The following is a 17,510-nucleotide window of genomic DNA, read 5'->3' as shown; positions in this document are numbered from 1 at the left end:
ACCCCCCTTCAAGGACGATGCGGGAATCAGCCGGGCAGCACGGGGGAAAGCTCCATCGCGGCCTCGGCGCCGAACGCGTCGCTGAGGCGGTCGACCGCGGCCGCCTTGTCCAGTGTCCAGTCCTGCGGGCCGACCGTCTCGAACGACATCACGCCGATGAGCGCGCCGAGCTGGGCGGCGCGTTCGAGGCCGAGTCCCGCGGAGATCGCGGCGAGGAAACCGCCGCGGAAGCCGTCACCGGACCCGGTCGGGTTGGCGGAGCCCTGCGCGGGCACCGCCGAGATCTTGAAGTCGACGTCGTCGCCGACCACCTGCGCGCCGTCCTCGGCCAGCGTGGTGATCCGAAGGCCGACCCGGTCCGCGACCTCGCCCTCGGCCCAGCCGGTCTTCTGGAGCAGCAGCTCCCATTCGTAGGCGTTGGTGAACAGGTACTTCGCGCCGACCACGAACTCCCGCACCTGCTCGCCGTCCATCCTGGCGAGCTGCTGCGAGGGGTCGACACCGAAGTCGATGCCCAGCGCGCGGCACTCCGCGGCCCTGCTCAGCATCGCGGCGGGGTCGTCGGGGGCGATGAGCACCAGGTCGAGCCCGCCGGCCCGCTCGGCGATGGGCGCGACCTTGATCAGGCCGGCTTCGGCCATCGCGCCGGCGTAGAACGACGAAATCTGGCACATGTCGTCGTCGGCGGTCGAGACGAACCGTGCGGTGTGCTTCTTTTCGGACACGTAGACCGAGGAGCAGTCCACGCCGTGCGCTTCGAGCCACTCCCGGTACTCGTCGAAATCCTTCCCGACGGCGCCGACCAGCAGCGGCGACGCCCCGAGCACCCCCATCGCGTAGGCGATGTTCGCGCCGACCCCGCCGCGGTGGATCTCGAGGTCGTCCGCGAGGAAGCTGAGCGAGATCTGGTGCAGCTGCTCCGGCACGATCTGCTCCGCGAATCGTCCGGGGAAGTGCATCAGATGGTCGGTTGCGATACTGCCGGAAACCGCGATCCTGGCCTTGGCTGCCACTCGAGCTCCTTCGTCATCGATCGCTTACCGTCCAGACGCACGAAGTTACCCGCAGGTATATAACCCGTACGGGTAGTTGGCGCCCGCTCGTCGACACTACCGGTTGGTAAGGCTTCTCCGGCCCGGATCTCGCTCGTAACGTCGTCGCCGTGAGCATCGCCACCGAACCAGAAACGCTCGGCGAACTGATCGCCGACTGCGCGCTGATCCCGTCCTCCCTGGTCACCGAGACCCCCGCGGTTCCACCGCAGGCGGCTAGGCCGTGGACCGTCGACGACGCCTGCCAGGCGCAGGTCGCCGAATACGACGCCTACATCTGACCCGTTCGGACCAAAGAGGGCCCGCACCGGCGAACCGGTGCGGGCCCTCTTCGCGCGTGCGCGAGGTCAGTGGAACGAGTCGCCGCAGGCGCAGGAGCCGCCCGCGTTCGGGTTGTCGATGGTGAAGCCCTGCTTCTCGATCGAGTCGACGAAGTCGATCGTCGCGCCCTGCACGTACGGCGCGCTCATCCGGTCGACCGCGACCTGGAGGCCGTCGAAGTCGCGGAACAGGTCGCCGTCGAGCGTGCGCTCGTCGAAGAAGAGCTGGTAGCGCAGTCCGGCGCAGCCACCGGGCTGGACGGCGATGCGAAGGTGCATGTCGTCGCGGCCCTCCTGCTCGAGCAGGGCCTTCGCCTTGGCGGCGGCCGCGTCGGTCACGAGCACGCCATGGGTTTCTTCGGCGGCCTCGGCCTGCGTGGCACCGGTCTCAGCGGTCGTCATGGGTCTCCCTCTGGTGTTGCTGGCGGCGAGGACAGGTATCTCTCAAGCGTTCAACACCTGCGGCCCGTCATCTGTTCCGCGCTCGCAGTCGGACTCCTCGAACTCCATGGTGACACATCGAACGACCAGGTGAACATCGGCGGTGAGCTGTGCAATACCCTGGTCAGGTGAGGTTCCTGCGCCGCAACAGCACCACAGCCACCGACGACCCCGAAATCGAGGGGCCGGACGGGGGCGAAGAAGTCGAGCTGCAGAACCGGGGATACACCCCGGGGAAGGGCCGTGCCACACCGAAACGACGCGAAGCGGAAGCCAAGCGCCGCGGCCCCGTCGCGCCGCCGCCCCGGACGACTCGTGAGGCGCTCAAGCGCAACAAGGAGCTCCGCAAGTCCAACCCGGTGAGCAAGGAGGACCGCCGCGCCGCCGCGAAGGAGCGCCGCGAGCGGATGGCCGCCGGTGACGACCGCTACCTGCTCCCCCGCGACCGCGGCCCGGTCAAGGCCTACGTCCGCGACGTGGTCGATTCGCGCCGCCACCTGCTCGGCCTGTTCATGCCGCTCGCGGTGCTGGTGTTCGTCGCGCTGCTCGTGCCGTCGCCCCGGATCCAGCAGATCGCGACGCTCGCGTGCACGCTGATGCTGCTGCTGATGATCGTCGAGGGCATCCTCACCGGGCGCCGCGTGTCGAAGCAGACCCGCGCGAAGTTCCCGAACGAGACCATCAAGGGCATGTCCATCGGCTGGTACGCGTTCATCCGCGCCAGCCAGATCCGCAAGCTCCGGATGCCGAAGCCGCGCATCCAGATCGGCGAATCCGTCTCCTGACGCTCCCGGCCGCATGCCCTGAAGGTGGCGCGCGCGGATCTCGCCTCGACCCCTACCGGAGCGTCCTTCGGGGCACGGGGAGCATGCGTTCGGCGATCGGGACGTCGTGCGGGTAGGTGACCTTCAGGTTCAGCTGCTCGCCGGGTACCCAGTGCACGGGCAGGGTGGCGAAGCGCTCCATGCAGGACGCCGTGTCGGTCCCCGCGAAACCCTCGCTCGCCGCCTGTTCGTAGGCGGCCAGCAGCGCGTCCGCGTGAAATCCCTGCGGGGTCTGCACGCGCACCGCGGTGCCGGGCGGCCGCCCGGTCGCCGTGCCTTCGCCGGTCACCGCGAGCAGGTCGCCCGCGACCAGCCCAGGCACCGCTCCCCCGTGCTCCCTCGCGGTGCTCAGGACCCGCTCGACGAGTTCGCGGCCCACCAGCGGGCGCGCGCCGTCGTGCAGGAGCACGGTGTCGATCCGGCCGTCCTCGATCCGCTTCCCGAGGTGTCGCAACGCGTTCAGCTCGGATTCCTGCCGGGTCGCCCCGCCGTGCACGACCTCGACCGCTCCGTCGAAGCCTTCGAGCACCTCGCCGGCGAGTTCCGCGTCCTGGGGGCGGATCACCAGCACCAGCGTGCCGATCCCGGGCACGCCCGCGAAGGCGCGCAGCGACCACCACACGAGCCGCCTGCCGCCGAGCGGGAGGTAGACCTTGTTCAGCTCGGCGCCGACCCTCGTGCCCGCACCGCTGGCGAGCACCACGGCGGCGGCATGGGGCGAGGTCGAATCGGTCTCGGGCACAGCGGCAGCATACGGAGCGCGCGGCACCGGTAGCGTGACCGCGTGGACACCGACGCCGAGCCCCGCATCGAGTTCAACGACCTTCCCGCACCGGATGAAGTCGCCCGCGCCGCGGCTGCCGACCTGCACGGCGCGCTGATCAAACCCGCGGGTTCGCTCGGCAGGCTGGAGCAGCTCGGCGTCTGGGTGGCGTCGTGCCAGGGCCAGTGCCCGCCGCGGCCGTTCACCCGGCCGCGCGTGGTGGTCTTCGCCGCCGACCACGGCGTCGCGGCGAAAGGCGTGTCGGCGTATGCGCCCGAGGTCACCGGGCAGCTCGTCGGCAGCATCCTCACCGGGGTCGCGCCGGTGAACGTGGTGGCTTCGGCCGCGGGCGCGAGCGTGCGCGTCGTGGACGTCGGTGTCACCTCCGACACCCCGCGTCCGGTGGCCTCCTTCAAGGTGCGCAAGGGATCCGGCTCGATCGACCACGAGGACGCGCTGACCGACGACGAGACGCGGGCGGCCGTGCTGGCCGGGATGCGCGTCGCCGACGCGGAGGTCGACGGCGGCGCCGACCTGCTCATCGCGGGCGATCTCGGGGTCGGCAACAGCACGCCGTCCGCGGTGCTGGTGGCCGCGCTGACCGGCAGCGAGCCGGTCGCCGTGGTGGGCAGGGGGTCCGGGATCGACGACACCGCGTGGATGCGCAAGGCGGCGGCGATCAGGGACGCGCTGCGCCGGGCCCGCGCCGTGCTGGCCGACCCGATCGCGCTGCTGCGCACCGCGGGCGGTGCGGAGATCGCCGCGATCGCCGGATTCCTGGCACAGGCGGCGATGCGGCGGACGCCGGTCCTGCTCGACGGGCTCGCGGTGGGCGCGGCCGCGCTGGTCGCCGAGGAGCTCGCGCCCGGCGCGCGCTCGTGGTGGGTCGCGGCGCACCGCTGCGGCGAACCGGCGCACGCGCTCGTGCTCGAACACCTCGATCTGGAGCCGATCCTGGACCTCGACATCCGGCTCGGCGAAGGCGCCGGTGCCGCGGTGGCGCTGCCGCTGCTGAGCACCGCCACCCGGCTGCTCGCCGAAACCGCCACCTACGAGCAGGCCGGCGTCACCCCGCCGGTCATCGCGCCGCCGCTCGGCTGAGGCTCGTCAGGACACCGTCAAGGTGGTGATCTTCGGCCAGATGTCCTGCCACGACGCCCGCTTGCCGGTGCACGTCCAGACGGCGTACCCGTCGTCGCCGAGCACCTGGAGCCGTTGCACCGAGGCGAAGAACGGCCGCAGCTCCTTCGGGTCCCTGCCGACGTAGAGCACCTGGTCCTGGGTGTCCGCGGGCGGGGCGAGGTAGCCGTAGCCCCGGTTTCCGCTGTACGCGAGCGGCAATCCGTGTTCCGGGCCGAACACGTCCAGGTCGGCCGCCACCACGTAGGACTCGCCGAACACCGCGGTCCGCTCCCGCTGCTGCGGGGAAAGGCCCTGGTACACCTGCCCGGCGCCGGTGGCGAGCCGCTGCCCCACCGAACCGCCCGCCGGGTTGATGATCGTCCAGGACACGATCAGCATGCCGACGGCGGTCGCCACGCTGAGCGCCGCGGCCGGCCACACCGCCCAGCGCCACCGCCGCCCGCCGTCCTCCCTGCGCCGCTGGAGACCGACCGCGCCCGCCGCGATCAGCACCGGGTAGAACCCCTGGAGGTAGTACTGGCGGCCGAGGGTGATCACGAAGAAGACGAAGAGCGCCAGGAACGTGACCGCGAGGAACCGGTGATCGGGCTCCCGCAGCAGGCGCCACAGCCCGTAGCAGACCAGGTAGGTCCCGGCGATCCCGGCGAAGACGAGCAGCGCGATCGTGACGCCGGGCCGCCCGCCCGCGAGGAACTGCGCCTCCGCGCCGACGACGGCGCCCATCTTGAGCTGGGGCCAGCCGTGGTTCAGCTGCCACAGCAGCGTCGGCGCGGCGAGCAGCACCGCGATCGCCGCGCCGAGCCACAGCATCGGCCTGGCCAGCAACTCCCGCGGCCCGCACACCAGCACCGCCACCAGCAGGACCGCGGCGAGCAGCAGCACCTGGAACTTGGTCTCCGCGCTGATGCCCATGACCACGCCGAACCACACCAGCAGCCGGTCCTGGCGGGTGCGCAACCAGCGCACCAGCAGGAAGAACAGCAGGCCCCACTCCAGCGGCTCCAGCGTGTAGGGCGCGAGGAAGTGGCCGGACATCATCAGCCAGACGCCGCCGACCGTGGCCAGTACGGTGATCACCTGGGCGCGCCGGTCGGCGCCGAGCTCGCGCGCGGTCAGCGCCGCGAACACCAGCGTGGCGCCGGTGGCGAGCGCGGGTACGACGTGCAGCGCGAACATCGAACCCGGCGCCACGTGGTCGGCCAGCCAGGCCACCAGCACCGCGATCGGCGGCTGGTCGGCGTAGCCCCACTCCAGCGGATGCCGGGCGAGGCCGAGCATGTAGGTCTCGTCGAGGTAGTACTCGGTCCCGGCGCTGACCGCGAGATGGGCCGCTACCACCACGGCCGCGATCAGGAAGACCGCGGGGGCCGCGAACGCGGGAACGGTCGCCGCGCGGTCCCGTTCGGTGACTGCCTGCGTCTGGTGCACGCAGTCATTCCACGACATCCCGTGGTGACCGGCCAGCTGAGCGCGCCGGTCCGTGATCCCGGCCACCTCGCGGCCGCGAGCGGGTGCGCCTCAGCCGAGCTTGTGCATCCAGCCGTGCGGGTCGGGCTGGGTGCCGTCCTGGATGCCGGTGAGCCGCTCGCGCAGCTTCATGGTGAGCTCGCCCGGCGCGCCGTCGGCGACGGTGAACTCGCCACCGGCGTGCTTGACCCTGCCGACCGGGGTGATCACGGCGGCGGTACCGCACGCGAACACCTCGGTGAGCTCCCCGGAGGACGCCGCCTTCTCCCATTCGTCGGTGGAGATGCGGCGCTCGTCGACGCGGTGACCGAAGTCGGATGCCAGGCGCAGCAACGAATTGCGGGTCACGCCGGGCAGCAGCGAGCCGGACAGCTCCGGGGTGACGACGCGGGCGTCGGCGCCGGAGCCGAACACGAAGAAGAGGTTCATGCCGCCCATTTCCTCGACCCAGCGGCGTTCCACCGCGTCGAGCCAGACCACCTGGTCACACCCCTGCTCGACGGCCTGCGCCTGCGCGACGAACGAAGCCGCGTAGTTGCCGGCGCACTTGGCGAACCCGGTGCCGCCCGGGGCCGCCCGCACGTACTCGGTGGACAGCCACACGCTCACCGGCTTGACGCCGCCGGTGAAGTACGAACCGGCAGGCGAGCCGAAGAGCGTGTAGACGTACTCGGTCGCGGGCGCGTTCACGCCGAGCCCGACGGAGGTCGAGATGAGGAACGGGCGGAGGTACAGGCTGTCGCCGTGGCGGGTGGGCACCCAGCGTTCGTCGGCGGCGATGTACTCGCGCAGCGAACCGAGGAACAGCTCGTCGGGCAGTTCGGGCATGGCGAGCCTGCGCGCGGAGTTGCGGAAGCGCGCCGCGTTGGCGTCGGGGCGGAACGAAGCGATCGACCCGTCCGGCTGGCGGTAGGCCTTGAGGCCCTCGAAGATCGACTGGCCGTAGTGCAGCACCGAGGTGGCCGGGTCGAGGGTGAACGGCGCGTACGGGCCGACGGTGGCGTCGTGCCAGCCGTGCTCCGCGGTCCACTTGACGGTCACCATGGTGTCGGTGAAGAACGTCCCGAAGCCCGGATTCGCCAGTACCTCCGCGACACGCTCCGCGGACGCGGGAGCGGGGTTGGGGGTGTGCGTGAAGGACATCGTGGTCGTCATGGGAGCAGAATACTTCTTAGTTGGACGTCCGAGCATTCCCCGGTCACCCGCTCCCGCCTTTAGGATGGTCCTGTGACCTACAACCTCCCCGAGTCCGCCATCGGCAACAGCGTGTCCGCGGGTAGGGCCTCCGACGTGAAGACGGCCGCCGCCGCGGCACTGCTCACCTTCGGCGCCGGCATGCTCGTCCTGGTCGGCTACCTGCTGCTGGACAGCTTCTTCGGCGGCCTCCTCGGCGCGGTGGGCGCGGTGTTCGCCGTCATCTGGTGGCGCAGCGTGCACGAGAAGGTGTTCCCGCGCGACATCCCCGTGAAGTCGATGATCGTCCTCGCGGTGGTCAACGCGGTACTCGGCGTCATCACCTTCCTGCTCACGAGCTGACCCCGCAGTAGGGTCACGAGGTGCCGCCGCGCCTCCGCCTGCCCGCCGATCGCGAAGACCGCATCCTCGCGGACGCGCTCGACCTCATCATCGAACACGGTTTCCACCGCGTGACGATCGACGCGGTGGCCGCGCGGTCCGGGGCTTCCAAGGCGACGCTGTACCGGCACTGGGCGAGCAAGGAAGAACTGCTCGTGTCCGCCGTGCGGCGCCAGTCCTCGATGCCGTTCGACGTCCCCGACCACGGCGTGTTCCGCGACGACGTGCTGTTCGCGCTCCGGCTCGCGTCGCGCTGGCTGGCCGCGAACGGCGAGGTGTTCCGGTCCCTCATCGACGCGGGCCGCCGCGACCAGGCGATCGAGCGGGAGATCGAGCGCCAGATCGTCGAGCCGCACGACGCGATGTGGACGAACCTGGTCGCCAGGTGGCGCGGCCGCGACGGGATCGGCGGCGCCGTCGACCTGGCGTGGCTGCACGACCTGTGCGAAGGCCTGCTCCTGCGGCAGCTCGCGGTCACCGCGCCGCCGCCGACGGACGACGAGCTGGTGCGCTTCACCGACGAGGTCCTCGTCCCCGCGTTCACCGCCTGATCCGCCCTTGTCCCGAGCGAGTACGAAACTGTACAGTTTCGATTAGGTTAGGCAACCCTGACCTTCACTCGTTCTCAGGGAGTATTCGCATGGCACTCTTGCCGAAGCGGAAGAGCCCGGACACCCGGCGGCTGCTCAGGGCACGGGTCGTGCGCACCGAACGCACCTCCGAGCACTTCGTCACGGTCACGCTCGGCGGCGAGGAACTGGCCGGGTTCGAGCCGATGGGGGCCGACCAGTGGTTCCGGTTCTTCTTCCGCCGCGAAGGGCAGCGGGAACTGCGGCTGCCCACCTCGTCGTCGGAGCTGGGCTGGCTGGCGCAGAGCCTGCGGATGAGCCAGGCCACCCGCCCCTGCGTGCGCAACTACACCGTGCGCGCGTTCCGCCGCGAGACGCTCGAACTCGATGTCGAATTCGTGGCGCACGGGGACACCGGCCCCGGCTCGGCGTTCGCGACACGAGCCGAACCCGGCGACGAGGTCGGCCTGCTCGACGAGGGGATTTCCTACCTGCCGCCCGAAGGATCACGGCAGCTCATCGTCGCCGACGAAAGCGGGCTTCCGGCGGCGCTGGCGATCCTCGACGGCGCGCCCGCGGACCTGGTGGCGAAGGTGCTGCTGGAAGTCCCGGCGAGCGCCGACGTCCGGAAGGTCACCGCACCGGAAGGCGTCGACGTCCAGTGGCTCCACCGCGACGGTGACGACCGGTATCCGGGCAGGCTCGCACTGGAAACCCTTGCCGAGATGGAACTTCCGGCCGCGCCGTACTACGCGTGGATCGCGGGCGAGAGCGGGCTGGCGACCGGGGCGCGCCGGTTCCTGAACCGCGAGCGCGGGGTGCCGAAGTCCGATATCGCCTTCCTCGGTTACTGGCGCACGGGCCGGTCCTCGCCCGGCTGAGCCGGGCATACCTCCGGCTTCGTGGCTTCACCGCGCCAGGCGAAGGCTGTCATCGATCGCGGCGAACGCGCGCCGCACGCACTCCGGCAGTTCGCCGGGTACGCAGTCGGGCAGCCATTCGGCCAGCGCACAGTTCCAGATGGCCAGGAAGAACTCGACCAGGAGCCGCAGTTCGAGCCGGTCCGGATCGCCGACCCGCCGCGCGATCTCGGCCTGGACCCCCGCGCAGAAGCGCCGCGAATACCCGTCCAGCGACGACGACTGCTCGATCAGCCGCAGGGTCGCCGGGAAGCGCCGGTACCAGTCCTGGTCCATCCGGCCGAGGGTGGCGAGCATGGTGTCGCGGAAGACGTCGAGCAACGGCCCCGTCCCCCCTGCCTCGCCCAGCGCCTCCAGGTAGGCGTCCCACAGTTCCCTGGCCGCGGTGAACGCCACGTCCTCCTTCGAGCGGAAGTTCCGGAAGAACGTCCGCTTCGACACCTCGACCGCGTCGACCAGCGCGTCGAGGGTGGTGGCGTCGAACCCGTGCTCGGTGAACATCGACACGGCCGTCTCCGCCAGCGCCTGGCGAGTGCGCTGCTTTTTGCGTTCCCGCAGCGTGACGGGCGGTTCCGAGGTCGGCATCGGACACAGCCTAGCGGGAACGCGCCCACTGCGCATATGCTCCTGGTACGCAAACGCCACTGAGTGGCACTTAATCGGAGGACATCATGCGCGCACTCGTCGTCGACCACACCGCGGACGCCCATCTTTCGGTGGCCGAGGTGCCCGATCCGGTCCCCGCGCCGGACGAGGCGCTGGTGCGGGTCGAAGCGATTTCGCTGAACTACGGCGAGGTCAACCTCGCCACCGACCCGGAGGTGCCCGCGGGCACCCTGCTCGGCTGGGACGCCGCGGGGGTGGTCGTCGAGACCGCCGCGGACGGTTCGGGACCGGCCGCGGGCACCAGGGTCGTCACGCTCGGCGACACCGGCTGGGCCGAGCTGCGCGCCGTCCCGGCCCGCCTGCTCGGCGTCGTGCCGGACGGGGCCGATCTCGGCGCGATCAGCACGATCCCGGTCGCCGCGCTGACCGCGCTGGTCGTGCTGCGCCGCATCGGCCCGGCGCTCGGCCGCCGCGTGCTGATCACCGGCGCCTCCGGCGGGGTCGGCCGCTACGCGGTGCAGCTCGCCGCGCGTTCCGGCGCCGAAGTGGTGGCGATCAGCGGGAACCCCGCGCTGGCGGACCAACTGCGGGCGCTCGGCGCGGACGAGGTGCACACCGATCCCGCCGCCGTGGACCGGCCCGTGTTCGGCGTGCTCGACAACGTGGGCGGCCGCCAGATGGTCGACGCCTTCGGCAAGCTGGAGGCCGGGGGCACGCTGATGAGCGTCGGCCGCTCCGCCGGTACCGACGCGGTCTTCACCGCCGACGACCTGCGCCCCTTGGACGGGGCCCACGACCGGTCGATCCGCACGTTCTACCTGCTCGCCGAGGCCGCCGCGGACTTCTCGGCCGAGCTGACCTGGCTGGCCGCCGAAGTGGCCGCGGGCAGGCTCGACCCCGGCATCACCTGGCGCGGCCCGTGGACGCGGTACAGCGAGGCCGCGCAGGCGCTGCTCGGCCGCCGCCTGCACGGGAAGGCCGTGCTCGACCTCTCTTGACCGGCACGCGTGATCAGAGCGCGGGTGCCTGCCAGGAGGGGCCGGGGCGGAAATCGGTCCACGTGCCGTCGAACGGGAACGCCCCGGCCTCGGCGAGTGCGATGACCCGCTCCCCCTCCTCGCGCAGTTTCGCGAGGTGCTCGCTGGTGAGGCGCCCGGCTTCGAGCGCGGCGTCCGCTTCGTCCTCGTCCTTCCACGTCCATTCGAGGTTCTTCGACACCACCAGGTCGAGCACGCCGTCGATCCGGTCCGGGCCGTCCGGCGTGCGGCCCAGCGGGATCTCGAGGTTCACGTACCAGTCGGTGAATTCGCCGTCCTCGGTGAAGAACCACCAGACCGACGACCACGCGCGATCGTCGATGAGCCGCAGCGTCGACGAGCCGTGCCAGTAGGCGGGCACCTCTTCGCGCGGGATCCGGAACCGCTGCTCGACCGGGACCTCGCGCATCGACCTGCCGTCGATGAGCCTGCTGCCCATGATCGCGGTGCCTGCCGGGATCCAGCCCAGCAGCGTGGTGCCGTCGTCGGAGACCACCCGCAGCGGGTGCCGCTGGCCGATGCTGCCGTCGGGCCGCAGGAACCGTTCGACCACCGTCTGCCCCGGCACCCAAACCTCAGCCACGGCCTCCACGGTACCGAATCCCGGCGAGCAAAACGATCGCCACAACGGGTTCCAGCAGGGCGAACCCGGCCGCGAAGAACACCGCGCTGCCCGGCTGGAGCAGGGCGGCGGCGAGCGCGGCCGCCGCACCGCAGGCGAGCGCCGCCCTCGGTCGCGAACCTTCCGGCGCGAGCCCGAGCCGCCCGGCGCCGAGTGCGGCGAAGGCGCCGCCGACGGTCGCGAGCGCGGTGGCCGCGGCCAGCCACGGATCGATGGCGAGCGCGTCGGCGGCGGCCAGCACGTCGCGCAGCGGGGCGGGTGACAGCCCGAGCCGGAGCGGGCCGAGCTGGTAGAGCGCCGCGGCCGAGAGCACGGCCGCGGCCACCGCGGTCCCGGTGAGCCACCAGCCCGCGTGCTTTCCCGGCGCCCTGGCCAGCAACGGGAACAGCGCCACCGCCGCGATGGCCACGTTCGCGTGCGCGCCGCCTTCGGACAGCCGGAGCGGGGTGATCGCGGTGCACAGGACGACGAGCACCGCGAGCGCGAGCAGCAGCAGGGCGAGCACCCAACCGCGCGCGTACCGGGCGAAATCCAGGCCGGCGGCGTCGGCCGCGGTGACCACAGTGACCACGGTGACCACCGTGACCGCGGCGAGCACCGGGTGCGACGGCACCAGGTAGGCCGCGAACGACACCGCGGCGAGCGGCACCAGCGCGAGCCTCCCCGCGCCACCGACCGCGGACAGCAGCCGCGCGTTCGCACCTTCCATAGTGGACTGTGCATAGGCGACAGTTCGCATCGATCCGAACGCCGCCAGTGCCGCGACCACAACGGCTACCAGGAGCCACCACCCGGCTACCGAGGCACCGGTGGCGAGCGTCACCAGAATCCCGGCGCCGAGCCCCATCCCCGCTACCTGCCTCTCCCGCCTTGGCCGCGTTGTTATTAGCATGGCTCACGATCAGGGCGGACACCCCCGTCCCCCACTCGAGAAGAAACGCGCGAGGAGCCACTGTGACCGTGCCGAAGTTTGCCCTTTCCGAGAACACCGAAAGCGCGCTGGGCAAAACCCGTGCGGACGTGATCGTGCTCGGCACGCTGCAGGGCGACGGCGCGCCGGTGCTCGCGGCCGGCGGCGGCGCGGTGGACGCGGCGTTCGACGGCAAGCTCGCCGCCGTCCTCGCCACGCTCGGCGCCACCGGCAAGGCCGAGGAGGTCGTGAAGGTCCCGACGTTCGGCAAGCTGCCGGCCGGTGTCGTGCTCGCGGTCGGCCTCGGCAAGGCCGACGAGGACGGCGAGAACAGCGAGAACAGCACCGTCACCGCGGAGCAGGTGCGCCGGGCGGCCGGTGCCGCCGGACGCGCGCTCTCCGGCACCGACCGCGCGTTCAGCACGCTGTCCGAGATCGACCTGCAGGCCGCGGTGGAGGGCACCGCGCTCGGCGCCTACTCGTTCGTCGAGTACAAGTCGGAGCCGGGCGAAGGCGCGGTGGCGAAGGTCGACTTCGCCAGCCCGTCGGCGGGCGCCGCCAAGGACCACAAGGCCACGCTGAAGGCGGCCACCGCGATCGCCGAGTCGGTGATCATCGCGCGCGATCTGATCAACACCCCGCCGAACGACCTCTTCCCGGCCTCCTTCGCCGACCGCGCGAGCAAGCTCGCCGAAGCGAACGGCCTCGAAATCGAGGTTCTCGACGAGAAGGCGTTGAAGCGCAAGGGTTTCGGCGGCATCCTCGGCGTCGGCACCGGCTCGTCCCGGCCGCCGCGCCTGCTGCGCGTGGCCTACAAGCCTTCGAAGGCGTCGAAGAAGGTCGCGCTCGTCGGCAAGGGCATCACCTTCGACTCGGGCGGCATCTCGATCAAGCCCGCCGCGGGCATGGACCAGATGACCTCGGACATGTCGGGCGCCGCCGGCGTGCTCGGTTCGGTGGTGCTGGCGGCGAAGCTGAAGTACCCGATCGAGGTCGTCGCGCACATCCCGCTCGCCGAGAACCTCCCGTCCGGCACCGCGTACCGGCCGGGTGACGTGCTGAGCATGTACGGCGGCAAGACCGTCGAGGTGCTCAACACCGACGCCGAGGGCAGGCTCGTGCTGGCCGACGCGATCGTGCGCGCGGGCGAGGAAAACCCCGACTACCTGATCGAAACCTCCACGCTGACCGGTGCGCAGGTCGTCGCGCTCGGCACCCGCACCGCGGGCGTGATGGGCTCCGAGGAGTTCCGCGACCGGGTCGCCGAGATCGGCCGCGCCACCGGTGAGCACGCGTGGGCGATGCCGCTGCCCGAGGAGCTGCGCGCGGACCTGGACTCGCGGCTGGCGGACCTGGCGAACGTGACCGGGCACCGCTGGGGCGGCATGCTCGCGGCCGGGATCTTCCTGCGCGAGTTCGTCGCCGACGGCCTGCCGTGGGTGCACATCGACATCGCGGGCCCGTCGTACAACACCGGCGGCCCGTGGGGCTACACCGCCAAGGGCGGCACCGGCGTGCCGATCCGCACCATCGCGGCGGTGCTGGCCGACATCGCGGACAAGGGCTGATCGATGGCGAAGCTCCGGCCGCTGCAGATGCGCAACATCGCGGCCGCGGTGGTGATGGCGATCGCGCTGGTCGCCTACCTCATCATCGGCGGGCCGTGGTGGGTGGTGCTGATCATGGTCGCCGCGATCGCGCTGTCGATCGCGTCGGCGATCCTGAACCGGCCGGATCAGGGCGGCCGGTGACCTTTTCGGCGCCGGACTACCTGGAGGCGGCCGTGCGCGACGTGCTCACGGCCGCGCTCCCCCAGGTGAACGCCACCATCGGGTACGCGACGCTCCTGCTGGCCTCCGGCGGGTTCCCGGCGGAGGCGGACCGCGTCGTGCGGGCATGGCACGACACCACGGAACAGCCGGTGTCGGCGTTGTTCCCGGACGCGATCTCGCAGCGGGCGCTGGCGATGCTCTTCGACGCGGCCGGTTCGCGTCCATCGTGGACGGACGGATTGCCGCCGCTCGACCTCGACGCGGAAGAACGCGCGCACCTGGCACATTTACGGCGCGCGGAACCCAGCGTTCCGGCGGGGCTGCTCGGGGAGTCCACCGGGGCGAAGATCGTCTCCGGACTGGCCGATCACCTGGATTCCGGCCGCGTCGATCCGGTGCGCGCCGCGGCTTTCGAGGTGGAGTCGGGGGCTCCGGTCGGGGTTTGGGCCGAAATTGCCGTGAACAGAGCCAAACCTGATGTCGCGACGCTTGCCGCGGGCAGGCGAACGGCACGGGTGCTGGCGGGTGGGGCGGATCCGCTCGGGCTCGGATCTGATCGGGCTGGGCGGTGTGCGGGGGATCTGGTGGCCGCGTTGCGGCACCGGTTCGGTTCTGCGCCGTCGGGGTGGGGCGAGTTGGTGGACCGGGTTCTCGATGGTGCTGCTCGGCCGGAACCTGTTGACCCGGCGACCTTGGCAGCGGCGGAAGAACGTCTGGGCGTTCTTCTTCCCGATGACTATCGGGCGTTTTTGCGGACGTGCGACGGATTGCCCGCAGGGGCGGTGTTTCCCCGGTTGCTTTCGGCCTCGGAGCTCGTGGTCGCGGAGAATGGCGCGGTGGTGGCGAGTGAGCGGGGTGGGGTGCTGGTGATCCTCACGCCGGTTTCCAGCGGGTGGCGGGCGGTCGAATGGGATCCCGAGTTGGGTTCTACCGCGTATTCCGGGTTTCGGGATCTCATGGAGAATCACCTTCGCCTGGTGGAAAGTTCTCGTTGATCCTTCATTTCGGGGCACGGGTGGGATTTTCCGGCACGCCTGCGGATCCCTGCTGCTCTGTCGCGTTTGGACTGTGGTCGGCACCGAGATGCGGCCTGGGGTCGAAGTCCCTGAAGGTGACCTCCGGGGCATCACGGGATCCCCGCGGAGGAAGTGCCGTCCTCAGCTGAGGAAGGCGCGGAGCAGGGACGAGGTGCCTTCGATGTGCTCGGCCATGGCGGTCCTCGCCGCCCCGGGGTCGCCTGCCAGGATCGCGTTCACGATGGCTTCGTGCTGCGCGTTCGAGTGTTCCAGGTTCCGTTCCAGCAACGGGATCTCGTCCAGTAGCTGGTTCACGCGCATGCGCGCGTCCGCGAGCGCGGTGGTCAGCGTGCCCGAGGCGGTCACCTCGGCGATGGCCAGGTGCAGGCGCGAGTCCTTGCGGCGGTAGTCGCCCAGCCCGGCGTCCGCGGCGTTGGCGAGCATCGCGGTGAGGTGCTCGCGATCGGTCCGGGTCAGCTCGCGCGCGGCGGCCAGTTCGGCGGCACCGGTTTCGAGCACGAAACGCAGGCTCAACGCGTCTTCGAGGGTGGCGGCGTCGACCTTGCGGCCGTCCACCACGTGCTCGGGCGGGGTGGGCAGCGTGTCGTTGACGAACGTGCCGCCGTAGCGGCCGCGGCGGGACTCCACGTAACCCGCGTCGGCGAGCGCGCGGATCGCCTCGCGCAGGGTCACCCTGCTGACGCCGAGGCGGTCCGCCAGCTCGCGTTCCGACGGCAGGCGCTCACCGGTGCCGACCACGCCCAGCCGGATCGCCTGGAGCAGCCGTTCCACGGTCTCTTCGAACGCGTTGCCCGCGCGGACCGGCCGGAACAGCGCGGCGCCCGCGCTCGCTCCGGCGACCTCCCGTCCAGGCTCGATGCTCATCACCGAGAGTGTAGGACTCCTCAGCACTCGATGACGTTGACCGCGAGCCCGCCGCGGGCCGTCTCCTTGTACTTGACCTTCATGTCGGCGCCGGTTTCCCGCATCGTCTTGATGGCCTTGTCCAGGGTGACCACGTGGCTGCCGTCGCCGCGCATGGCCATCCGCGCGGCGTGGATCGCCTTCGACGCGCCCACCGCGTTCCGCTCGATGCACGGGATCTGCACGAGCCCGCCGACCGGGTCGCAGGTCAGCCCGAGGTGGTGTTCGACGCCGATCTCGGCGGCGTTCTCGACCTGCGCCGGCGTACCGCCGAGCACCTCGGTCAATCCGGCCGCCGCCATCGCGCAGGCGGAGCCGACCTCGCCCTGGCAGCCGACCTCGGCGCCGGAGATCGAGCCGGTCTGCTTGAGGATGGAGCCGAGCGCGCCCGCGGTGAGCAGGAACGTCACCACGCCGTCGTCACCGGCGTCCCGGATGAACCGGCGGTAGTAGTGCAGCACCGCCGGGATGATCCCCGCCGCACCGTTGGTCGGCGCGGTGACCACGCGCCCGCCAGCGGCGTTCTCCTCGTTCACCGCGAGCGCGTACAGGCTCACCCAGTCCATCGCGTACAGGGAGTCGCCGACGCCGTCTTCGGACTCCAGCTTCTCCTTGAGCCCGTGCGCGCGCCTCGGCACCTTCAACCCGCCGGGCAGCACACCCTCGTGGTCGCACCCGTTCTGGACGCATTCGATCATCACCTGCCAGATCCGCAGCAGGCCCTCGCGCACCTCTTCGCGGGTGCGCCAGGACAACTCGTTGCGCATCATGATCTCGCTGACCGGCAACCCGGTTTCGCGGCAGTGCCCGAGCAGGTCCGCGCCGGTGCGGAACGGGTACGGCAGCGGGGTGCTGTCCTCGACGATCACGGGTTCGTCCGCGTAGGTCTCGTCGCGGACGAACCCGCCGCCGACGGAGTAGTACGTGCGTTCCCGCAGCACTTCCCCGCCGGCGCCGAAGGACCGGAACGTCATGCCGTTCGGGTGCGCGGGCAGTGACCGCCGCCGGTGCATGGTGAGGTCGGTGTCCTCGGTGAACCCGATCTCGCGGGTGCCGCCGAGCCGCAGCCTGCCGGATTCGCGAATCTCTCCGACCATGGCGGGAACCCGCTCGGTGTCCACGCTTTCCGGCCGCTCGCCGGACAGCCCGAGCAGCACGGCCTTGTCGCTGCCGTGCCCGTGCCCGGTCGCGCCGAGCGAACCGAACAACTCCGCCTTGATCCGATGTGTCTTCTCCAGCAGGCCCTCGTCGACGAGACCGTCCACAAAGGTCCGTGCCGCGCGCATCGGACCGACCGTGTGCGAACTGGAGGGACCGATGCCGATGGAGAACAGGTCGAACACGCTGATCGCCATGCCGACGTCCTAACTTCCGGCCGAGACGCGGGGCTGCGCGAGTCGTTCGAGGAGGCTGGTGGCTTCCTGGGCGGCGGGTCCGGCCGTGGACAGGTGTGCCAGGTTCGCGGGGAGTTCCTCGCCGCGGTGTGCCACGGTCTGGGCGTAGAGGCGCCCGGCCCGGTAGGAGGAGCGCACCAGCGGCCCGGCCATCA

20 protein-coding genes and 1 pseudogene are annotated in these 17,510 nt (G+C 71.2%); 10 read left to right on the top strand and 11 right to left on the bottom strand.

Translation table 11 applies throughout. The annotated features are described in order from the left end of the window. Positions 1 to 26: 26 nt before the first annotated feature. A complete protein-coding gene (locus ABD256_RS33510) occupies positions 27 to 1,013 on the bottom strand; it encodes a carbohydrate kinase family protein (protein ID WP_344428408.1) in 987 nt (328 codons plus the stop codon). A gap of 149 nt (positions 1,014 to 1,162) precedes the next feature. On the opposite strand from ABD256_RS33510, the gene ABD256_RS33505 reads away from it, so the two are divergent. After that, on the top strand, positions 1,163 to 1,333 hold the full coding sequence (locus tag ABD256_RS33505; RefSeq protein WP_344428405.1) for a hypothetical protein: 171 nt from the start codon (positions 1,163 to 1,165) through the stop codon (positions 1,331 to 1,333). 66 nt (positions 1,334 to 1,399) lie between these two features. Here ABD256_RS33505 and ABD256_RS33500 read toward each other — a convergent pair whose 3' ends face one another. Next, positions 1,400 to 1,774: a HesB/IscA family protein gene (locus tag ABD256_RS33500; protein ID WP_344428403.1), complete on the bottom strand. Its 375-nt coding sequence runs from the start codon at positions 1,772 to 1,774 to the stop codon at positions 1,400 to 1,402. Positions 1,775 to 1,941: 167 nt separating this feature from the next. On the opposite strand from ABD256_RS33500, the gene ABD256_RS33495 reads away from it, so the two are divergent. Beyond that, entirely contained in the window at positions 1,942 to 2,598 is a 657-nt protein-coding gene (locus tag ABD256_RS33495) for a DUF3043 domain-containing protein (protein ID WP_344428400.1), read from the top strand. 52 nt (positions 2,599 to 2,650) lie between these two features. Here ABD256_RS33495 and ABD256_RS33490 read toward each other — a convergent pair whose 3' ends face one another. Then, positions 2,651 to 3,340 (bottom strand): IspD/TarI family cytidylyltransferase, encoded by a 690-nt coding sequence (locus ABD256_RS33490; RefSeq protein ID WP_344428627.1) that lies wholly within the window; start codon positions 3,338 to 3,340, stop codon positions 2,651 to 2,653. Positions 3,341 to 3,421: 81 nt separating this feature from the next. On the opposite strand from ABD256_RS33490, the gene cobT reads away from it, so the two are divergent. Next, positions 3,422 to 4,501, top strand: coding sequence for a nicotinate-nucleotide--dimethylbenzimidazole phosphoribosyltransferase (gene cobT, locus ABD256_RS33485; RefSeq protein ID WP_344428397.1), 1,080 nt, complete (start codon positions 3,422 to 3,424; stop codon positions 4,499 to 4,501). A 6-nt stretch (positions 4,502 to 4,507) separates the two neighbouring features. Here cobT and ABD256_RS33480 read toward each other — a convergent pair whose 3' ends face one another. Together ABD256_RS33480 and ABD256_RS33475 are read right to left on the bottom strand one after the other, a co-directional pair. Further along, entirely contained in the window at positions 4,508 to 5,971 is a 1,464-nt protein-coding gene (locus ABD256_RS33480) for an ArnT family glycosyltransferase (RefSeq protein WP_344428395.1), read from the bottom strand. A 90-nt stretch (positions 5,972 to 6,061) separates the two neighbouring features. After that, entirely contained in the window at positions 6,062 to 7,165 is a 1,104-nt protein-coding gene (locus ABD256_RS33475) for a branched-chain amino acid aminotransferase (protein ID WP_344428392.1), read from the bottom strand. A 72-nt stretch (positions 7,166 to 7,237) separates the two neighbouring features. Here ABD256_RS33475 and ABD256_RS33470 point away from each other — a divergent pair, with 72 nt between their 5' ends. From ABD256_RS33470 to ABD256_RS33460, 3 genes are all read left to right on the top strand, one after another. Then, entirely contained in the window at positions 7,238 to 7,546 is a 309-nt protein-coding gene (locus tag ABD256_RS33470) for a hypothetical protein (protein ID WP_344428389.1), read from the top strand. Positions 7,547 to 7,566: 20 nt separating this feature from the next. Further along, on the top strand, positions 7,567 to 8,136 hold the full coding sequence (locus ABD256_RS33465; RefSeq protein ID WP_344428386.1) for a TetR/AcrR family transcriptional regulator: 570 nt from the start codon (positions 7,567 to 7,569) through the stop codon (positions 8,134 to 8,136). A gap of 89 nt (positions 8,137 to 8,225) precedes the next feature. Further along, a complete protein-coding gene (locus tag ABD256_RS33460; RefSeq protein WP_344428383.1) occupies positions 8,226 to 9,035 on the top strand; it encodes a siderophore-interacting protein in 810 nt (269 codons plus the stop codon). A 27-nt stretch (positions 9,036 to 9,062) separates the two neighbouring features. Here ABD256_RS33460 and ABD256_RS33455 read toward each other — a convergent pair whose 3' ends face one another. After that, positions 9,063 to 9,659 carry a TetR/AcrR family transcriptional regulator gene (locus ABD256_RS33455; RefSeq protein WP_344428380.1) on the bottom strand — a complete coding sequence of 199 codons (597 nt, stop codon included), beginning with the start codon at positions 9,657 to 9,659 and terminating at the stop codon, positions 9,063 to 9,065. 86 nt (positions 9,660 to 9,745) lie between these two features. On the opposite strand from ABD256_RS33455, the gene ABD256_RS33450 reads away from it, so the two are divergent. Then, positions 9,746 to 10,678: a zinc-binding dehydrogenase gene (locus tag ABD256_RS33450; RefSeq protein WP_344428377.1), complete on the top strand. Its 933-nt coding sequence runs from the start codon at positions 9,746 to 9,748 to the stop codon at positions 10,676 to 10,678. 13 nt (positions 10,679 to 10,691) lie between these two features. Here the strand turns inward: ABD256_RS33450 and ABD256_RS33445 are convergent, their stop codons facing one another. Both ABD256_RS33445 and ABD256_RS33440 read right to left on the bottom strand, forming a co-directional pair. Next, positions 10,692 to 11,300, bottom strand: a complete 609-nt coding sequence (locus ABD256_RS33445; RefSeq protein ID WP_344428374.1) for a DUF402 domain-containing protein — start codon at positions 11,298 to 11,300, stop codon at positions 10,692 to 10,694. Further along, the gene (locus ABD256_RS33440) at positions 11,293 to 12,186 is read right to left on the bottom strand and encodes a hypothetical protein (RefSeq protein WP_344428371.1); all 894 of its coding nucleotides are present in this window, start codon (positions 12,184 to 12,186) and stop codon (positions 11,293 to 11,295) included. Before ABD256_RS33440 ends, ABD256_RS33445 begins: the two co-directional genes overlap by 8 nt. Before the next feature lie 107 nt (positions 12,187 to 12,293). On the opposite strand from ABD256_RS33440, the gene ABD256_RS33435 reads away from it, so the two are divergent. The 3 genes from ABD256_RS33435 (at position 12,294) to ABD256_RS33425 (ending at position 15,016) form a co-directional block, all read left to right on the top strand. Beyond that, the gene (locus ABD256_RS33435; RefSeq protein WP_344428368.1) at positions 12,294 to 13,817 is read left to right on the top strand and encodes a leucyl aminopeptidase; all 1,524 of its coding nucleotides are present in this window, start codon (positions 12,294 to 12,296) and stop codon (positions 13,815 to 13,817) included. 3 nt (positions 13,818 to 13,820) lie between these two features. After that, entirely contained in the window at positions 13,821 to 14,000 is a 180-nt protein-coding gene (locus ABD256_RS33430) for a hypothetical protein (RefSeq protein WP_344428365.1), read from the top strand. A 170-nt stretch (positions 14,001 to 14,170) separates the two neighbouring features. Next, entirely contained in the window at positions 14,171 to 15,016 is an 846-nt protein-coding gene (locus tag ABD256_RS33425; protein WP_344428362.1) for an SMI1/KNR4 family protein, read from the top strand. A gap of 162 nt (positions 15,017 to 15,178) precedes the next feature. Here the strand turns inward: ABD256_RS33425 and ABD256_RS33420 are convergent, their stop codons facing one another. The 3 genes and pseudogenes from ABD256_RS33420 to ABD256_RS33410 form a co-directional block, all read right to left on the bottom strand. After that, positions 15,179 to 15,922 carry a FadR/GntR family transcriptional regulator gene (locus ABD256_RS33420; protein WP_344428359.1) on the bottom strand — a complete coding sequence of 248 codons (744 nt, stop codon included), beginning with the start codon at positions 15,920 to 15,922 and terminating at the stop codon, positions 15,179 to 15,181. A 20-nt stretch (positions 15,923 to 15,942) separates the two neighbouring features. Further along, on the bottom strand, positions 15,943 to 17,316 hold the full coding sequence (locus tag ABD256_RS33415) for an L-serine ammonia-lyase (protein ID WP_344428356.1): 1,374 nt from the start codon (positions 17,314 to 17,316) through the stop codon (positions 15,943 to 15,945). Positions 17,317 to 17,325: 9 nt separating this feature from the next. Beyond that, positions 17,326 to 17,510: pseudogene (locus ABD256_RS33410) on the bottom strand (hypothetical protein); the annotation flags it as partial.

It is taken from the genome of Amycolatopsis minnesotensis (assembly GCF_039529815.1).
GTDB lineage: Bacteria > Actinomycetota > Actinomycetes > Mycobacteriales > Pseudonocardiaceae > Amycolatopsis > Amycolatopsis minnesotensis.
The sequence above is the reverse complement of the archived record's forward strand: the minus strand, read 5'-3'. Positions and strand labels throughout refer to the sequence as shown.